Genomic DNA, 17,691 nt, shown 5'->3' with positions numbered 1-17,691 from the left:
ACATGACTGGAGTTGGGGCGGCCGTGCTCGGCTCCCTGCCGGAAGAATTGTTTTCGCACGCCGAAACTCTGGCGTCGCAGGCGCGATAACCCCCACAGAACATGAAGAACCGGCTTCCAGGATTTCCCCCTCCTCTCAAAAACTGGAAGCCGGGGACGGGGGCATGGTGTCTCCCGTCGATTTCTCACTGGAAGGGAATGCGTTTGATGAATCAGGTAGCGAGAAGGGCTTTCTTGTTTTCTGCTTCGCTATTGCTTGCGTGTCTTCCCCTGTCCGCGAGCGCCCTCACGCTCGTGAACGCGGGCGCGTACACCAGCCCGAGGACGGCGGCCACGGGGCAGACGGTCCATTACATCATGGAGCTGCTCTCCGCGGAGGCCGTCTCCAATGTCACGGTCTCCTTCCAGGTGAGGCCGTACACGCCTGGCGGCGCCATCTCGTCGACCGTCGTCTATACGAATACGCTGACGGGGCAGAGCTTCGCGGCCAATGAGAGGAAGCGGTACACCTCGAGCTTCACGGTTCCCTCCTCGCTCGCGACCGGCGAGTACGTCTGGGTCACCAGGGCGACCAACGCCACGGGCTCGGTCGTCTACCTGAACCTGGCGAGGACCGAGACCAACTACACCTTCCACGTGGATGGGGTGGCCGCCAGGCGCTACGCGCGTGGCATCAACATCATGGACCTGGGCAATGCGGGCAAGGCGCTGCCGGGCATCCTCGGCACCAACTACCCCAAGCCCACCCTGGCGGGGATGCAGCGGCTGAAGGCGCGCGGGCTCGACGTGGTCCGCATCCCGTTCCTCTGGGAGCGCATCCAGCCGGTGCTCAACGGCAACCTGAACACCACCTACCTGGGTTACCTGCTGGAGACGCTCGAGCACGCCAACAGCGCGGGGCTGCGCGTCATCGTCGATATGCACAACTACGCGCGCTTCACGTCCGGTGGCGTGACGCGGGCCTTCGGCAGCTCCGGCGCTCCGACGAAGGAGCAGTACGCGGATGCCTGGCGGCGGATCGTCACGGCCATCCGGAGCAACCCGGCGGCGTACAACTCCATCTACGCGTACGACATCATGAACGAGCCGCATGATCTGCCGTACCTGGAGGGCACCTTCTCGTACCCCGTCACGTTCTCGAGCTTCGAGTCCGGCACCGAGGGCTGGGTGCCGAGGGACTCCTCGAGCACGACGGTGAGCCGGGTGGTGCGCAACAACCAGGGCTCCCTGCAGATCACGACCCGGGCCACCTCCGGGAGCGGCCTGGTGCTCGGTGCGGCGCTCCCCGCGTCGACGAAGCGCGCGTCCCTCACCAACGGCCCGACCTTCCAGGCGAAGGTCTTCGTGCCCACCACCACTCCGGGCACCATCCGGGCCCGGCTTCTGATGGTGGATGGCTCCTACAAGTACCAGTTTGGAGAGGAGTTCGCCGTGACGAAGGGCGTGGAGAACCGGGTGTACTTCAAGCCCCCGGAGGCCACGTGGAACCTCAACCGGAGCTTCTCCATCGAGTTCATCGTCGATGGGAGCGACGGCAGCGCCCCGCTGGTCTTCTACCTCGACAACGTGGCCCAGGGCACGCAGAGCGGCGAGCTGCCGCCCCAGCGGGTCTGGGAGACCTACTCCCAGGCGGCCGTGGATGCCATCCGCCAGCTGGGCGAGCAGAAGCTCATCATGGTGGAGGGCTACGCCTACAGCTCGGCGGAGTCGTGGCCGAAGTACCACCCGGTCAAGTGGGTCAACGACTCCTTGAACAACATCATGTACCACGCCCACTTCTACTTCGACCGGAGCGGAAAGTACGAGATCAGCCACGCGGCGCTGCTCAACCAGGCCAAGAGCGGGGGCTACGCGTCGGTGGGCGACCTGGGCATCGCCCGGCTCAAGAACTTCACCGACTGGGTGGCCGCGCAGAACACCCAGGGCTTCATCGGTGAGCTCGGCTGGCCCAACTCGGTCAGGCGCCCGAGCGAGAGCGCCGCCTGGAACGCGGATGGCGAGAGGCTCTTCCAGTTCCTCGACCAGGTGGGCATGGGCGCGACGATGTGGACGACGGGCACCTGGGAGCAGGCGTCCAGGTCCAACGTCAACATCAACACCGTCTACCAGATCGAGCCCTCGTTCGTTCCGCTGTCGCAGGCGGAGGTGCTGGAGCGGCACCTCGGCAAGCCCTGAGGTCTCCCGGCGGCACTTCGCGCGGAGTGTGCGCGAAGTGCCGCGGACGGCGTGTTCCGCTACCCGAGGGCCGCCCTCCGGCCGCGCCTGGACATCGCCAGCGCCACGGCCGCGAGGACGACGAGCCCCACCCAGGCATGCCCCGAGGCGGCCTCGGCCCACGGCCCGAGCGGCGTGCTCACATCCAGCGCCCGCTTGAGCACCCAGCCGCACGCGGCGGCGCCTCCCACGGCCGCGCCGCCGATGCGCAGCACGGTGAAGCCGGGCGCACGGCTCCACAGCAGGAGCCAGGGCAGGACGAGCAGCACCACCGCGGCCTGCATGGTCTCGATGCCCAGGTTGAAGCCCAGGATGCTCATCGCCAGCGCGCCCGAGTCGAACCCCATGCCCGCGAGCACCGTGGCGAACGCGAGCCCGTGCACGAGCCCGAACCCGGCCGCCACGAGGTGCTCCCGGCCCGGGAAGAGCGGACGTACCGCGTGCACGGCGGACACGAGGATGCTCACCGCGATGAGCACCTCCACGGGCTGGCTCGGCAGACGCAGCACCCCCACGGCGGCGGCGGCCAGCGTGAGCGAGTGGCCCACGGTGAAGGCCGTCACCACGCCGAGGACGCGCGCGAGGCTCGCGCCCAGCCGGTCCGGCTCCCGCCACCGGCCCCCATGCGCGAGCAGCGGCGCGGGTAGCAGCAGCACGAGCAGGAACAGCAGGTGATCCGTCCCCTCGGCGATGTGGCGCAGGCCGAGGCGGAAGACGGCCCGGAAGCCCGTCCACCACGAGCCGTGCGTCCGGTCGATGAGGAGCGACGGCATCTGCGCGCTCGCCACGCCCACCACCTCCTGGCTCTCACCGAAGAGGCCGGTGTGGAAGTCGCGCCGCACCGACACGAGGGCCCGGTGGTTCATCACCTGGTGCAGCACCAGCGTGTCGGTGAGCGTGAAGGCGCGCGCCGAGGCTCCCGGAGGCGCCCGCAGCGTGACATGCGCCACGAGGCAGTCCCCATCCTCCACGCGCTGCACGCCCACGGTGCCGACCTCGACCTCGAAGGGCCGGCCGTCGGGCGTGCTCGCCTTCAGGTGCTCCCGGACGTAGGCCGGAAGCTCCGCGGCCCGCTCGCGGATGACGTCGGCGGGCACCGCGTCGAACGACTGCGTCAGCGCGAGCGCGAGCTGGTCCAGGGGCATCTGGAGCTCGGCCTCCACGGAGCGCTCCCCGATGTCGAGGAGCACGGCCGTGTTGCGCGCGAGGTGCGCGCGGGCGGCCCCCCCCGACAGGAGCACGGCGAGGCCCAGCGTCCATGCCCAACCCTTCATCGTTCTCCTGGCAGGGGCGGTGCTCATGGGGTCAGCTGGTTCCCGTAGTCCGTCTGCTTGTCACGGTAGATGGTGTGGTAGTGCGTCTGATTCCTGATGACGGCGCCCCCCTGGCACGCCACCTCGATCCAGACGCGGGGCCCGTCGATGCGCATGTACGTGCCGCTGACGTCCACGTTGACGCCCGCGGACTTCGTGCCGCCCCAGGCCACGTAGGTGTGGGCGTAGGCGTCCGGTGAGGTGTACGCCGCCACGAGCGGCTCGGAGACCGCGGGCGCGAAGTCGCTCACCCACTTCTTGATGGCCGCCGTCACCAGTGCCTGCTGGCTCTCGGAAAGCGTGGAAACGAGCACGCCGGCCTGGGCCGGGAAGACGACCTTCGAATAGCTGCCGGTCCCGAACTCCACGGGCCCGAGCACGACATCGGAGAAGGTCCCCGACAGGTAGGCGGCGTCGAGCTGCTCGGTGCTCAGGGAGTTGTAGAGGGCAACCATCGCGTCGCCCTCGTCGGCGACCGGCGCGTAGGTTTCGCCGTTGAGGGTGAAGGCCGTCTTGGGCTCGGCGCCGATGTGGTTGGGCGTCGGGTAGCCCGTGCCGTTGAGGTACGTCACGTTGTAGGCCATGTGGTGGCCGCCAATCTGGAGCATCCAGCTCCCCGTCGAGGACGGCGTCCCGATGAACGCGATGATGTAGTTGTCCGACGAGTAGTCGAGCGCGATACCGCCGCCCCCTCCACCGGGAGGACCGCCCATGCCCCCGTCAGCGCCAGGCGGAGGGCCGCCGAAGCCACCATCGCTCCCGGGAGGCGGGCCGCCGAAGCCACCATCGCCGCCGGTGCCACCGCCCAGCGAGTCGAGGTAGTCATCCGCCGCGAACACGCCCGTCATGTCCGCGTACCCCTCGGGGGTGAGGACCAGGGCGGCGAGCGTCAGCGCGGCCTCCTTGCTCTCGGCGCTCAGCGTGCCCCACTTCAGGCCATTGCGCGTGACGCCGGGCAGGTTGGACCAGTACGTCTTCGCCACCTGGTCCGTCCAGGCGTAGAGGACCGAGGCCTTCTGGGCCTCCGTCAGCGTGGAGAGGAAGGCATTGGACGCGCAGACCACCTGCTCGATGTGCGTCGTGGCGGTCGAGCAGTCCTCCGTGGTGGTCCCTCCATCACCCGTGCCGGGGTCCCCGGTTCCCGGGTCCGAGTCTCCGTTGCAAGCGCCGAGCGCCAGGATGGAACAACTCACACCGAGACACAGCCATTTGACGGAAAGTCGTTGCATTCACTACCCCTTGAGCAAGATCTCGCGGGATGGCTTGTAGCGGTGAGTTCTTAAGAGACTCTGAACCCGAGTGACCGGGCCGAAACAGCTCGCCCCCAAGCGAAGGGGGCGAGAGTGATGCCCGAGGCAGAGGCTTGGGTAGGGCCCCGGCGAGCCGCTTCGCTCAGCGTGCCCTTGGGAGGTAGAGCGGCATGGAATCCTCCCAGAGGCTGTCGGTGATGATGCGCTTGTCGCTGCCGTCCGCGTTCATGATGAAGATCTGGCCATAGGGCTGGAAGGTATTGTCGTAGAGCGCGGCCTCGTCGCGGAAGCCGTACAGGCCGCTGCTCCACATGATTCTTCCGTCCGCGGTCCAGACGGCGTGGCCGTCATTGGCGCCATGCGTCGTGAGCCGCCGAAGGTCGGTTCCGTCGGGCCGGATCGTGAAGATGTCGAAGTTCACGGCATCCACCTTGCGCGTGAACACGATGCGGCTGCCATCGGGCGACCATCCCGGCAGGTTGTCGTACTCGGTGGTCAGCACCCGAATGCCGCGGTCCTCCAGATTGAGGATACGCAGGCCCTTCTGGTCCTCGCCCCAAACGCGGAACACGATCTGCCTGCCGTCGGCCGAGTAGCTTGGAAAACCCGAATGCGCCGTGCCGTCGGTGAGCGGCTCCCAGAACGTGCCGTCCCGGCTCACGCGCATCAGCGTCGCCTTGCCGTGACGGCGCTCCTGGAACCAGGTGCCGATGCCGAACGCGATCCACTGGCTGTCCGGCGACCAGGCCGGCTGGAAGGCTCCGGCGAGCCCCTTCTTCACCAGCTCCGGGTCGAGGCCCTTGCCTTCGACGTCGAACACGACCCGGCGGTTGGAGCCGTCCGGATTCATGATCACGATCGAGGAATTGCCGAGCTGCTTTTCGGTGATCGCCAACGTGCCGTCGCGCGAAAGGATCGGGAACACGTCGGTGTGGCGGTATTCCCAGTCCTTGTCCCAGCTGTAGAGCGATTTGTTCTGCGGGCGCGCGGTGAAACCGACCTTCTCGTAGATGACCATCCTGCCATCCGGCGACCAGTTGGGCGACCGCAACGCGCGTCTGACGGCGGCTCTGCCGGACGTGTAGGCCAGCCCCTCCTCCGGGCCTCCCTTGATGAGATAGCCGATCTCTTGCGTGCTCAGGAACTGAGGGAGCAGCTTGAGGCCGGGGCCAGTCGTGTGTTCGATCCGTTCGCCCGTGGCAACGTCAATCGAGACGATCTGCGATTCGACCCGGCCGATCCACTCGGGGCGATGCGCGCCCCACGTGCCTTCCGTGGTGATTTCGTAGAAGACGATCCGGCGACCGTCGGGTGACCATTTCGGTGAGCCCAGGCAGTATTCCGGCTTCGAAGCGACGCGGCGGAAGCCCGTGCCGTCGGCGCGAATCACGTAGATGCTGAGTTCCTGGGTGTGTTCCCAGCCACGGCCCTGGTCATGGCCACGCCAGGGCGTGTTGCGGTCGCTGGAGAAGGCGAGCCACTTCCCGTCGGGGGACCAGGAGGGCCGGAAGAAGCCGTGCGGACCATTCAGGTCGCCTTGGGTGCTCTTGCCCCCCGTCAGATTGAGCATGCGCCCGGTCCTGAGGTTCAGCACCCAGATATTCGCGAGGTAGCCCTCGCGGGTCGAAACGAACGCCAGGCGGGTCCCGTCAGGCGAAAGCACCGCGGCATCGTCCATCGGAGCGCCGGTGACCAACGGATGGATGCCCGTCCCGTCCGGGCGGCTGCAGAAGATGTCCGATTGGCCGTCACCGTTGCGCTCGGAAGTGAAGAGCACCGTTCTGCCATCCGGGGCCCAGGAGGCGTGATAGTCGAAGCCCGAGGTTTGCAGGAACTTGCGCTCGCCGGATCCGTCGGCATTGGCGATGAAGAGTTCCGAGGTCGACGGGCCGATCCGGTTCATGAGCATGACGCCCTTCTTCCGGGTCGGCTCTGGCGCGGAGGCGAATGCTTGACGGGCCAACAGGGCCGCAGCCGGGAGGGCGAAAAGAAACTCACGACGATGCATCACACTCTCTCCTGGTTCGCCCCTTTCGGATCCAGTGTGTATGAGCTTACTGCCGGGCCTCGAATGGGGCCGGCATTGCTACGGATGCGGGGGCCACCCGTGTTCCGAGAGGGTGACTCACTCTAAGGAGCTTGTGCATTGCCGGGCAACTCGCAATTCGCCGCGAAATAAATGGAAATAGAATGAAATGAATTCGTAATGCACCCGGGATGGTGTCACCCGGGATGGTGTCAAAGGGTTCGAAACGCGGGACGCGATCACTTCAACTCGTGTTGGTGTGGGCACGAGGGACCGCGCTCGTCGGCCTCATGCAGTACCTGCGCGCCAACATTTCCGAGAAGTTGGGAAAGTTGGCGCGCTGGATGAAGGCTTCTGGGAGCCCGCTACTTCATGCGCACGGACACCGTGTTGGTGGCGGTGTTGAGCGTGAGGAAGCCCTTCTGGAACTCGCTCTCGCGGCCACCGGTGACGGCGTACTCGTCGGACACCGGGTAGCCCAGCGGGCCCGTCTCCCAGCCCAATGCCTCCCACTTCGCACGGATGGCGCCACGCACCTCGTGCGCTCCCGTCGTCGGCGTCCAGTAGATGCTTCCCTTCTGGAAGTGGTTGTAGCGCCCCACCCCATCCGGCGTCTTCATCTCGTCCGTGAGCGGATAGCCCAACACCGTCTCCCACCCCAACTGGCTCCACTTCACGTGGATGGAGCCACTCACCGCGTGCGCTCCCGTCTCCTGCGTCCAGTAGATGCTCCCCCCCTGGAAGTGGTTGTAGCGCCCTCGCCCGTCCGGCGTCACCATTTCACCTGTCGTCGGATAGCCCAGGGCCGACCTCTCCCACCCCAACTGCTCCCACTTCGCACGGATGTTTCCGTGCACCTCCCAGGCCCCCGTCTCCTGCGTCCAGTAGATGCTTCCCCCCTGGAAGTGGTTGTAGCGCCCTCGCCCATCCGGCGTCGCCATCTCGTCCGTGATGGGGTAGCCCAGGATGCTGCGCTCCCACCCCAGCTGCTCCCACTTCGCACGGATGCTTCCCATCACCACGTGCGCGCCCAACGCCTGCGTCCAGTAGATGCTGCCCCGCTCGAAGTGGTTGTAGCGCCCCACTCCGTCTGGTGTCGCCAGCTCTCCGGCCTTGCACGCTCCCAGCAGCACCGGTCCGTTCACCGCGTCGTACTTCGCCTTGATGCTCCCCGTGATCACGCAACCGGTGCCGCAGTATGCGTTGGCCCGGCTGAGGTAGTCCGCCCACGGCCAGTTGGAACCGGGATCCGTGCGGTTGTAGGGCTGCAGCTGTCCGTGCCCCACCACGTGGTAGCGGTCACGGGGAATCCCGTGGTCACGCGTCATGTCGCACAGCAGCCGGGCCGAGGCGTCGATCTGCGCCGCCGGGAACGTCTTCTGCGACGCATACCCTCCGTGCTCGATGCCGATGGTGAAGTCGTTGGAGCTCTTCCCGTTCAGCGCGCACTCCATGTTGCTGTTGTTGCCGCACTGGTAGGTGGCACCGATGTGCCAGGCCCGGCTCCCATCCCGCACCAGCTGGCTGATCTCCCCGCCGTCCTCCCGCACCACGTAGTGCGCGCTCACCTGCGAGGTGCTGTTGGTCAGCCAGCTCCAGCACCCCGAGTAGCCGCTCTCACAGGTGTGGATGACCACCATGCGCGGAGCCATTGGGCGGCTGTTGTAATTGGGCGAGGGCCGCCACACGGCCGGTGCGTAGTCCGGACCAGCGAGCGCCTGGGTCTGCTGCCCCAGCTCCTCCACGGCCAGACCCTCTCCACTCGCGGCCCACTCCTTCGAGAGCGTCCCCAATCCCAGACGGGCCACCCGGAAGACCTCGTTGTGAACGAAGCTGCGACGGCCTTCCTCATCCTGGATGCCGGACACCTCACCCACCGCTGGCGCCCACTTCGCCGCCTGCGTGCGGTCGATCTGGAGCGCATCCGCGCGGTGCGACAGCAGCGCCGCCGCCGCACGGACGTTGGAGCGCGCGTCGGTCCTGGCCTGCTCCACCGTGACGCCGGCCAGCTTCGCGCCCTCCTCGAGCTGCGCCCCCGAGAGCGCCATCAACCCGTAGGCGGCCGGGCGCCCCTCGAACTCCTCGGCTCCCTCCACCATCTGGTAGCGCGTCTGGACGAACGAGATGGCCTTGAGGAGCGCGGGCGGCACGTCGAAATCCTGGCCCGCCTCCTTGAAGAGCGCATCGAAGGAGTCATCCTCGCGTGCGGCGGTCTCCGTCTCCTTCACGTCCACCGCGGCGGTGGGGAGCACGGATGCGTCCTGCTGCTCGTTCGTGTCGCAGGCCTGCGCCAATGCCAGCGAGGCGGCGAGCACGACCATTCCTGGCCTGTTCTTCATCGATTCCTCCGGACTTCGTCACGCTCACGCGCGTGTGATGGGTAGCTCCGTGCCTCGCGGAAGACCGGTGCGAGGGGAGCTCATCCAGAGGAGGGGACGCGCCGCTCCACGTCTCAAGAATCGTCAAAGAATCCTTCGTGGGAGCGTCCAGGTCCCCGTTCCAGCAGGCGGTACATGATGGACGGACTATTCCACGGAGGGACGTCAACCACCGACCCGAAGCCGTTACGCGGGCAGCGCCTCCCGGCGCCGCCCGGTCTCGTTTCACGACCTCAGGCCTTGATGTACCGCTCGAACACGGAGCCGAAATCCTTCACGACGTATTTCTGCTGAGCGCCGACGAGCCACGCGAAGGCGGCCTGGTTGAGCTCCTTGAAGGACTCCACGAGCGGCGTGGAGCCCGCCTGACCGCGACCGAGGGTGGTGGAGGCGACCTCGATGCTGGCCCTGGCGTGGCCGAGCGCCACTTCGTTCTCCAGCATCAGCTCGGAAATGCGGAACAGGGCCTTGTAGAGGTCCTTCACCTGCTCGAGGTGCTTCTTGTGCACGTCGATGGAGAAGTCCTTCGAGCCGAGGCTGAACTTGATCTCCACGTCCATGTCGATGTTGCCGGCGGTCTCGAGCAGCACGTGCGAGACCGGGTGGGCGCTGTAGTTGTAGCGGCGCAGCGTGCGCTTCTTGCTGGCCGCACTGGTGCCATCGAGGTGGATGAGCGCCTTGTTGGTGAAGCAGTACTCGTCGGACTTGGACTTGATCAGGAAGAAGATCTTCTCCTGGTCCTCGTGCATCACGTAGTCGTCGGCGTCCACCTTGTTGTAATCAGTCGGGGCGATGACCGAGCCGATGTCGCTGAGGCCGAGGGCATCGGCGGCGATTTTTCCGAACATGTCCATTCTCCCGGGGGTAGGTGCTGCGTCGGATGGCCGCGAGGTGATCTCGCGGTCCCGCGCCAGCATAGGAGAAGTGGATCAGATCGGAATGCGGACCCACACCCCAGGTGAACACGCCCGCGGCGCGCGCGCACACGTGGTACAGGTCGCCGGGCACGAAGGGCTCGTCTCATGGCGCGGGGTGGTACTCATTCGATTGCAAGCAGGGCCCCGCCCACCGTCAGGGCTTCAGCGGCAGGTGTAGCGCTGAAGCGTCATGCCCTCAGGAGCGCGGACGGAGTAGAGGACGCCGCCGTCGGCCACTGCGAAGTCCCGGAAGGTCTCCTCCGGCATGGGATTGGAGGGCAGGTCCGCCGAGCCCAGCGGTGCACCATCCAGCGGATCCAGACACAGCAGGCGCACCCAGTGCTCGGGCCGCACCTCTTCCGGCGGGTGGGGGACCTCGCCCGATACGGCCAGGTAGATGACGCCGGAGGCATCCGAGTCCAACAACAGGATGGAGAGTACTGGCAGGGGGAGCGAGTACTCGCGGGAGAAGCGGTGCTGGCGTGAAGAGCGCTCGACGGCGTGCACGTACACCTTGTTCCCGCCCCGGGGGCCGAGGTTGGCGGACAGGAAGGCCTTGCCATCGCGGGAGGGACGGCCCGGCAGTTGGGGACGCTCGGTGTCTGACCTGCCGTCGAGACCACCCACACGGATGAGCGGGCCGTGCTCGGCCTCCACGTAGACGGAGTCGCCGTCCACGAAGAGGCCGGTGCTCAGGCCTCCCTGCTCCAGCCCCTTGCCCTCGAGGGGGAGATTGCCAATGGGCCTGCCCGAGGGATCGAGCAGGGCGATGGTCTTGTCGGCGAGCCGATCGAGCACGGCGATGGTGCCATCCCGAGCAACGGCCACGTCCTGGGCTGACTGGACGGTGAGGGGAAGGGTGTCACGCGGGTTGCCATCGGGCCCCAGCCGGACGAGGCGCCCGTTGACCTGGTCCAGCACCAGGGCATTACCCGCCTGGTCGAAGGTGAGGGACATGGGCGCGGTGGGATTGCCCTCGGTGGGACGGTCACGGCCGAGCTGCGCCTCGCCACTGCCCCACGCATAGGAGCCCAGCACCCCCGCCGGCCTGGGCTGCTCCGTGCGGGGCTGGCCCGGGTCTCCCCCCACACCCGCGCCGCGGGCTCCGGACGTGAGCTGTTGACCGGCTCCGGAGGCACCTCGCGTGGAGGTGTCCCCGGTCTCCGTCCGGGTGCTCGAGGAGGCACTCCCACGACGGGAGATGAGTGCCACTCCGAGCACCAGGACCAGGAGGACTCCCGCGGAGACGAGGCCAAGACGTTGTCGTGTCTTCATGTTCGGCTGTCGCGCTACTTCATCCGGACCGACACGGCACCGGTGGAGGAGGAGTAGGTGATGAAGCCCTTCTGGAATTCACTCTCACGGCCAGTGGCGACGGGGTACTCATCTGACACCGGGTAGCCCAGCGAGCCGGTCTCCCAGCCCAGTGCCTTCCACTTCTCACGGATGACGCCGTGCACCGCGTGGACCCCCGTCGCTGGCGTCCAGTAGATGCTGCCCTCGGTGTTTCCCTTGCGGAAGTGGTTGTAGCGGCCCACGCCATCCGGCGTCACCATCTCGTCCGTGATCGGGTAGCCCAGCACTCCGTTCTCCCAGCCCAGCGCCGCCCACTTCTCACGGATGACGCCGTGCACCTCGTGGACCCCCGTCGCTGGCGTCCAGTAGATGCTGCCCAGCACCCCGCCCTTGCGGAAGTGGTTGTAGCGGCCCACGCCATCCGGCGTCTTCATCTCGTCCGTGATCGGATAGCCCAGCACACTCTTCTCCCAGCCCAGCGCCGCCCACTTGTCGCGGATGACGCCGTGCACCTCCCAGGCCCCCGTCTCCTGCGTCCAGTAGATGCTGCCCAGCACCCCACCCTTGCGGAAGTGGTTGTAGCGGCCCACGCCGTCCGGCGTCACCATCTCACCCGTCGTCGGGTAGCCCAGCACTCCGTTCTCCCAGCCCAATGCCTCCCACTTCGCGCGGATGAGGCCACGCACGTCCCAGGCCCCCGTCTCCTGCGTCCAGTAGATGCTTCCATTCTGGAAGTGGTTGTAGCGGCCCACTCCGTCCGGCGTCGTCATCTCACTCGTCGTGCACGAGCCCAGGACGCCCCCGGCTCCACCCAGCTCGTTGTAGCGCGTCAGGATCGCCCCACCCACCGAGCACGACTGGATACCGTCACGGCTGATCGCCTTGTAGGCGCTGCCAGCCCTGCGCAGGCCATAGACGCAGCCATCCGCGCAACCGCGGCACTCGTAGGCATACATGCTGCCCCAGGGGTCTCCCTTCTCGTAGATGAAGATGTGGCCGGCGCCACCACTGTTGTAGACCAGGGCATCGGCCTTCTGGATGCTGCCGAGCTGCACGTTGTGCCAACCGTGGTACGCGGTGTTGAAGACGGCGGTGCTGTAGGGGTGGGAGTCCTTGGTGAGATCGGTGTTGGTTGAAGGCACCACCCATACCTTGGCGGCGTAGCCGGAGCAGTCGCCACCGTAGGAGCCCGAGTGCGAGCAATCCGGGCAGCTCCCGGCGCACGAGCCCCGGGTGCTGCTGGAAGGCCCCTGGGGAAGGAACCGGCCGTGGCCCCACCAATAGGAAAAGCCAACACCCGCCCTGGCGCGGGCGATGGCATCGTCACGGGAATTGGCCGAGGAGAGCGCGCTGCTCAGGGTGCCCGAGCCGAGCCAGGCCCCATAGGCCCAACCCTCGAAGCCACCAAAGCGCACCTTGTAGAAGCCGTTGTCGGGGCAGGGCTCGGCGGCCAGGGACAGCTCGGCGCCCGCGGGCAGCGTGAGGAGGATGGGCGCATCGGTGGAGGGGCCCTGACGCAGGTTCAGCGGGGCGGTCGTCTCCAGCCTCGCCTGCGCGGAGACACAGCCGCTCAAGGCATGCTCGGGGGCGGGTACCGTCTCGTCGGCCCCCTTCAGCTCGGCGTTCTCCACCGCATCGCCGCTCGCGCCACTACACCCCACGGCCAGTGACAGAATCCCCCCCAGTACGGCCATACGTACATCCATGGACTGCCTCCTCTCGCTTGGAAAAGGACCTTCCTGTGGGAGGGAGGGAGGAAATCCCGCGCCGTCTCGGGAAATGATTTCCGGGCAATAAAAACCGGCGGAGGGCCGGGCGCGGGAGCTCGGGCGAGGATTGGTGAACAATCCGGCGGCTCTTTCATTGTGGTCCCTGGCCTGGAGCCCTTCACTCCCCGGACCCTCAAGAGGAGCCAGACATGAACTACCGCATCCTTGGACGGACCGGCGTCCGTGTGAGTCCGTTGTGCCTCGGGGCCATGATGTTCGGTCAGTGGGGCAACCAGGACCACGACGACAGCATCAAGATCATCCACCGGGCGCTCGACGCGGGGATCAACTTCATCGACACCGCGGATATCTACTCGCGGGGGGAGTCCGAGGAGATCGTCGGCAAGGCCCTGGCCGATGGCCGCCGCGACAAGGTGATTCTCGCCACCAAGTTCCATGCGTCCATGGGGGACGACCCCAACCAGCAGGGCAACTCCCGCCGGTGGATCTTCCAGGAGGTCGAGGCGTCCCTGCGCCGCCTGAGGACGGATTGGATCGACCTCTACCAGGTGCATCGGCCCTCGGCGGACACCGACATCGAGGAGACGCTCGGGGCGCTGAGCGACCTCGTCACCCAGGGCAAGGTGCGCTACGTGGGCTCCTCGACCTTCCCGGCGTCGCAGATCGTCGAGGCGCAATGGACCGCACGGGAGCGGGGCCTGACGCGCTTCGTCTGCGAACAACCGCCCTACTCCCTGCTCGTGCGAGGCGTGGAGGCGGACGTCCTGCCCACCTGCCAGCGTCACGGCATGGGAGTCATCCCCTGGAGTCCGCTCGCGGGCGGGTGGCTGTCCGGCAAGTGGCGCAAGGGCGAGGCGCCTCCCTCCACCCCGCGCGCCGCGCGCATGCCCGCCCGCTATGACCTGTCGCAGCCCGTCAATCAGCGCAAGCTCGAGGCGGCCGATGCGCTGGGCCGGCTGGCCGATACGGCGGGGATGTCGCTCGTCCACCTCGCCATCGCCTTCGTCATCAACCACCCGGCCGTGACCTCGGCCATCATCGGTCCCCGCACGATGGAGCAGCTGGAATCACAGCTCGGCGCCGCCGACCTCGAGCTGGACAGCGCGTTGCTGGACCGCATCGATGAGATCGTCGCGCCCGGGACGAACATCAACCCGGCCGACGCGGGGTGGGAGAACCCGGCGCTCGCCCCCGCCGCGCGCCGCCGCTGAGAAGCGGGGGAGGGCCCCTGCCCGCCTCCCCGCTCGAGCGCGGTGCCTCGCATCGCCCTGACATGCCTTGACAGGCATATGCCTCGATTAGCATATAAAGGTCATGATGAGCGCGTTCGAAGTCGTGGCGGAGCCGAATCGCCGCCGCATCCTGGACCTCCTCCGCGAGGGGCGCCGCCCCGTTGGGGAGCTGGTGGACCGGCTCGGGCTGACGCAGCCCACCGTGTCCAAGCACCTGCGCGTGCTCAAGGATGCACGGCTGGTGGACGTGGAGCAGGACGCCCAGCGGCGGCTGTACCGCTTGTGTCCGGAGCCCCTGGTGGAGCTGGACGACTGGCTCACGCCCTACCGCGAGCTGTGGTCCCGGCGGCTCGACGCGCTGGAGCGCCACCTGGACACCATGGCGGACGAAGAGCCCGCCCCCACCCGCCGGAGCCCGGCCCCAAGGAGGAAGCGATGAAGCATGGAACCCTGACGACCCGGGGCAATCGTGTCGAGCTCCGGTTCGAGCGACGCCTCGCCCACCCGCCCGAGAAGGTCTGGCGCGCGCTCACGGACAGCAAGGAACTGGCCCACTGGTTCCCCGCGCGCATCGAGGGTGCTCGCGAGGCCGGCGCCGAGCTGCGCTTCTTCTTCGAGGAAGGCGATCCTGGCACCGGGAAGATTTCGGTGTTCGACCCGCCGCGCGTCCTCGAATACACGTGGGAAGGAGACCTGCTGAGGTGGGAGCTGCGGCCCGAGGGCACGGGCTGCGTGCTGGTCTTCACCACCATCCCGGCTGACCGCGCGAACGTCGCCCGCGACGCCACGGGCTGGCACTTCTGCCTGGACAACCTGGAGGCGGCTGTCGACGGGAATCCCGCCGCCGGGTTCGACAAGGAGCGCTTCTCCGCACTCAACGCGGAGTACGCCGCGCGCTTCGGCCTCGGCAGCTTCCCCGCCTTCCTGGCGGGTCCAGCGAACCGCGTCGCGGAGGGCTCGCTGCGCCTCCCTGGCGTCGAGGCCTACGTGTTCGACGGCGCCGATGGCACCCAGCTCACCCTCTGCCACGCGAAGAGCGACGCGGATACCGGTGAGCAGTGGCGCGACTTCGACGAGTACCTCGTGGTGCTGGAAGGCAGCTACGTGCTGACCATCAATGGCATGGACATCCAGCTCGGCGCCGGGCGGGAGTTCGTCGTCCCCAGGGGCGCGCGAATCTCGGGACGGTTCACCGCCGGCACGAGAACCCTCCATGCCTTCGGCGGCCGACGTCTCGAACGGGCCCCATGAATGGCATCCATCCTCAGAGGCCGTGCGCGGGAGCGATGACGTCCTCCCAGAGGGGGCGGTTGAACTCGAAGCCGTTCCCGATGCCCGTGGCCGGCAGTTGGTAGACGCCGTAGTCCTTGCCCTTGGCGTAGTTGCGGTAGCCGTGGGACACCTTGAAGAACAGATCCGTCGCGCCCACGGAGATGCGGTTCACCACCGTGGTGGTGCTGGTGCCCGAGGGGATGGCCCCATACGCCATCAGCACCGCGTGGTTGATGAGGTCCGGCTTGAGGCCGTCATAGGCATAGGTGCTGGAGCTGCGCGAGCCGTTGGCGTCGCTGGAATGGAACTCCTTGAGCTGGCCCACCTTGCCCTTGTTGGGCAACTGGGCGCAGCCCTCCACCAGGTAGCCCGAGTGCTCGCCCGAGCTCAACACCACCCCAGTGCCCCCATTGAGGCCACAATCCACGGTGGCGCTGAACGTGTCGTTCGCCAGCAGCACGTAGATGTCGAAGAGCTTGTCGAGCGCCAGGCCCTTGTAGCGGTAGTCCCGGATGGCGTTCTCGATGGTGGCGGCGCTGGGAGCCCCCGCGCTCGGATTGTTGACGTTCGTGTTGAAGACCGAGGCCAGGCGGGTGAGGCCCGCCGACGAGAGCTGCGCCACGAAGGAAGCGTGCTTGTAGCCGTTGAGGAACGTGTCCGTCGCGGTCCGGCCTCCCAGGTACAACGTGGAGACGAGCATCGCGCCCACCATGCCCTCGCGGTAGTTGGGGTTCCAGTCGCGGTCGAGATTGGTGTCTCCGTCGATGCCCGTGGGGGTGGCGCCGCCCGCGTTGCTCTTGTCGGCGGTCGTATAGGCCGAGCCCACCAGCGTCGCCTTCATGATGAGATCGATCTTCGTCCTCTCGGAGGCGCTGAGCTGATTCCAGACGCGCGGGGTGCGTTTGGCGATCGCGAACATGCCCGTCATCATCCGCTCGTGCTGCGCCATGTAGCCGCCGTTGGCGAAGGGCTCCCGGTTGTTGCCAATGACGTAGCGGAGCTGCTGCAGGAGCCTCGCGTCGGCGCTCGTGTTCCCCTTGAAGGCCGCGATGGCGAGGATGATGGACTGGCCATTGCAATTGGAGCAGTAGCGTTCCCCGGTGGAGGTGACGCCGAACCACCCCAGCGGCGCGGCGATGGCCCGGTCCACCGTGGCCTGCCTGGGGCTGGCGAGCACGGGCGCCGCGAGCCCCGCCTCCCCTGCCTCGAGGGAGACCTCCTCTTCTGAAATGAGGTCCGCGCCACAACCCAGCAGGGAGATCATCACGAGGGACGAGAGCAGACGACGCATGGAAACGCTCCGAAGCAAGGGGGGAGAAGATCAAATCAAAATCGATCGAAACAAGCCAGACAGGTAATCCGAGCAATTCCACTTTCCCACCCGATCACCTCGGGGCATCCCCCCACCGTGCGCACGAAGTCATAGACATCCGCCGTCCGGCTCGAACGAAGGTCCCGGACGAGCCCCCGCGAGAGGCGCTCGGCGGTCTGCCTGCTCCCGCTTGCATGAGACCCGGAACACATATATATTATTCGAGTTCAAACCTTCGGACTTATAAAAATAAGGCCACCCCGCCTCCTACCTCGCGCCCATGGACGAACTCGACCATCGCATCGTCGACCTGCTGCAGCGTGACGGCCGCGCCACGCAGTTGGAGATCTCCCGGATGGTGGGGCTGTCACAGCCCGCGGTGGCCGAGCGCATCCGCAAGCTCGAGGAGCGAGGAGTCATCACCGGCTACGCGGCGCGCGTGGACGCGGCGAAGCTGGGCAAGGACATCACCGCCTTCATCGGTGTGAGCATCGAGCATCCGAAGTACTTCGACGGGTTCGCCAGGAAGGTGCTGGCCATGCCCGAGGTGCTCGAGGCGCACCGCGTCGCCGGTCAGGATTCGTACATCCTCAAGGTGCGGACCTCGAACACGAAGACGCTCGACACGTTTCTGGTGGAGACGCTGCGGACCATCTCTGGCGTCACAAGGACTCACACCACCATCGTCCTGTCCTCCATCAAGGAAGAGACGTACGTCCACGTCTCGCCCGAAGTGTTGAAAGGAGCCTGAC

The 17,691-nt window shown here is 67.0% G+C and carries 13 protein-coding genes; 5 read left to right on the top strand and 8 right to left on the bottom strand.

Annotation, left to right across the window (positions count from 1 at the left end):
• Window positions 1–233 precede the first annotated feature (233 nt).
• A complete protein-coding gene (locus JQX13_RS21855; protein WP_203410861.1) occupies window positions 234–2,174 on the top strand; it encodes a glycoside hydrolase family 5 protein in 1,941 nt (646 codons plus the stop codon).
• Window positions 2,175–2,233: 59 nt separating this feature from the next.
• Here JQX13_RS21855 and JQX13_RS21850 read toward each other — a convergent pair whose 3' ends face one another.
• From JQX13_RS21850 to JQX13_RS21820, 7 genes are all read right to left on the bottom strand, one after another.
• Window positions 2,234–3,487, bottom strand: a complete 1,254-nt coding sequence (locus JQX13_RS21850) for a HupE/UreJ family protein (RefSeq protein WP_203410860.1) — start codon at window positions 3,485–3,487, stop codon at window positions 2,234–2,236.
• Window positions 3,488–3,510: 23 nt separating this feature from the next.
• Window positions 3,511–4,755: a DUF3500 domain-containing protein gene (locus JQX13_RS21845; protein ID WP_203410859.1), complete on the bottom strand. Its 1,245-nt coding sequence runs from the start codon at window positions 4,753–4,755 to the stop codon at window positions 3,511–3,513.
• A gap of 163 nt (window positions 4,756–4,918) precedes the next feature.
• Window positions 4,919–6,784, bottom strand: coding sequence for a PD40 domain-containing protein (locus tag JQX13_RS21840; protein ID WP_203410858.1), 1,866 nt, complete (start codon window positions 6,782–6,784; stop codon window positions 4,919–4,921).
• Between the two features lie 383 nt (window positions 6,785–7,167).
• A complete protein-coding gene (locus JQX13_RS21835; protein WP_203410857.1) occupies window positions 7,168–9,141 on the bottom strand; it encodes an N-acetylmuramoyl-L-alanine amidase in 1,974 nt (657 codons plus the stop codon).
• Window positions 9,142–9,413: 272 nt separating this feature from the next.
• Window positions 9,414–10,028, bottom strand: a complete 615-nt coding sequence (locus JQX13_RS21830; protein ID WP_203410856.1) for a PH domain-containing protein — start codon at window positions 10,026–10,028, stop codon at window positions 9,414–9,416.
• 231 nt (window positions 10,029–10,259) lie between these two features.
• Window positions 10,260–11,372, bottom strand: a complete 1,113-nt coding sequence (locus JQX13_RS21825) for a hypothetical protein (protein ID WP_203410855.1) — start codon at window positions 11,370–11,372, stop codon at window positions 10,260–10,262.
• Between the two features lie 14 nt (window positions 11,373–11,386).
• Complete coding sequence (locus tag JQX13_RS21820) at window positions 11,387–13,099, bottom strand: SH3 domain-containing protein (protein ID WP_203410854.1); 1,713 nt, start codon at window positions 13,097–13,099, stop codon at window positions 11,387–11,389.
• Between the two features lie 212 nt (window positions 13,100–13,311).
• On the opposite strand from JQX13_RS21820, the gene JQX13_RS21815 reads away from it, so the two are divergent.
• The 3 genes from JQX13_RS21815 (at window position 13,312) to JQX13_RS21805 (ending at window position 15,606) form a co-directional block, all read left to right on the top strand.
• Window positions 13,312–14,334, top strand: coding sequence for an aldo/keto reductase (locus JQX13_RS21815; protein ID WP_203410853.1), 1,023 nt, complete (start codon window positions 13,312–13,314; stop codon window positions 14,332–14,334).
• A gap of 103 nt (window positions 14,335–14,437) precedes the next feature.
• Window positions 14,438–14,794 (top strand): ArsR/SmtB family transcription factor, encoded by a 357-nt coding sequence (locus JQX13_RS21810; RefSeq protein ID WP_203410852.1) that lies wholly within the window; start codon window positions 14,438–14,440, stop codon window positions 14,792–14,794.
• Entirely contained in the window at window positions 14,791–15,606 is an 816-nt protein-coding gene (locus tag JQX13_RS21805; protein WP_203410851.1) for an SRPBCC domain-containing protein, read from the top strand. The genes JQX13_RS21810 and JQX13_RS21805 overlap by 4 nt, the downstream gene beginning before the upstream one ends.
• A 13-nt stretch (window positions 15,607–15,619) precedes the next feature.
• Here JQX13_RS21805 and JQX13_RS21800 read toward each other — a convergent pair whose 3' ends face one another.
• Window positions 15,620–16,918 (bottom strand): lyase, encoded by a 1,299-nt coding sequence (locus JQX13_RS21800; protein WP_203410850.1) that lies wholly within the window; start codon window positions 16,916–16,918, stop codon window positions 15,620–15,622.
• 301 nt (window positions 16,919–17,219) lie between these two features.
• On the opposite strand from JQX13_RS21800, the gene JQX13_RS21795 reads away from it, so the two are divergent.
• The gene (locus JQX13_RS21795; protein ID WP_203410849.1) at window positions 17,220–17,690 is read left to right on the top strand and encodes an Lrp/AsnC family transcriptional regulator; all 471 of its coding nucleotides are present in this window, start codon (window positions 17,220–17,222) and stop codon (window positions 17,688–17,690) included.
• Window position 17,691 lies beyond the last annotated feature (1 nt).

It is taken from the genome of Archangium violaceum (assembly GCF_016859125.1).
GTDB lineage: Bacteria > Myxococcota > Myxococcia > Myxococcales > Myxococcaceae > Archangium > Archangium violaceum_A.
Note: the sequence above shows the minus strand (reverse complement) of the source record. Positions and strands in the feature narration are given on the sequence as shown.

Coding starts and splice junctions, on each gene's coding strand:
- JQX13_RS21850 (WP_203410860.1), bottom strand. CDS start 3,487: ATGAAGGGTTGGGCATGGACGCTGGGCCTCGCCGTGCTCCTGTCGGGG.
- JQX13_RS21845 (WP_203410859.1), bottom strand. CDS start 4,755: ATGCAACGACTTTCCGTCAAATGGCTGTGTCTCGGTGTGAGTTGTTCC.
- JQX13_RS21840 (WP_203410858.1), bottom strand. CDS start 6,784: ATGCATCGTCGTGAGTTTCTTTTCGCCCTCCCGGCTGCGGCCCTGTTG.
- JQX13_RS21835 (WP_203410857.1), bottom strand. CDS start 9,141: ATGAAGAACAGGCCAGGAATGGTCGTGCTCGCCGCCTCGCTGGCATTG.
- JQX13_RS21830 (WP_203410856.1), bottom strand. CDS start 10,028: ATGTTCGGAAAAATCGCCGCCGATGCCCTCGGCCTCAGCGACATCGGC.
- JQX13_RS21825 (WP_203410855.1), bottom strand. CDS start 11,372: ATGAAGACACGACAACGTCTTGGCCTCGTCTCCGCGGGAGTCCTCCTG.
- JQX13_RS21820 (WP_203410854.1), bottom strand. CDS start 13,099: ATGGATGTACGTATGGCCGTACTGGGGGGGATTCTGTCACTGGCCGTG.
- JQX13_RS21815 (WP_203410853.1), top strand. CDS start 13,312: ATGAACTACCGCATCCTTGGACGGACCGGCGTCCGTGTGAGTCCGTTG.
- JQX13_RS21810 (WP_203410852.1), top strand. CDS start 14,438: ATGATGAGCGCGTTCGAAGTCGTGGCGGAGCCGAATCGCCGCCGCATC.
- JQX13_RS21805 (WP_203410851.1), top strand. CDS start 14,791: ATGAAGCATGGAACCCTGACGACCCGGGGCAATCGTGTCGAGCTCCGG.
- JQX13_RS21800 (WP_203410850.1), bottom strand. CDS start 16,918: ATGCGTCGTCTGCTCTCGTCCCTCGTGATGATCTCCCTGCTGGGTTGT.
- JQX13_RS21795 (WP_203410849.1), top strand. CDS start 17,220: ATGGACGAACTCGACCATCGCATCGTCGACCTGCTGCAGCGTGACGGC.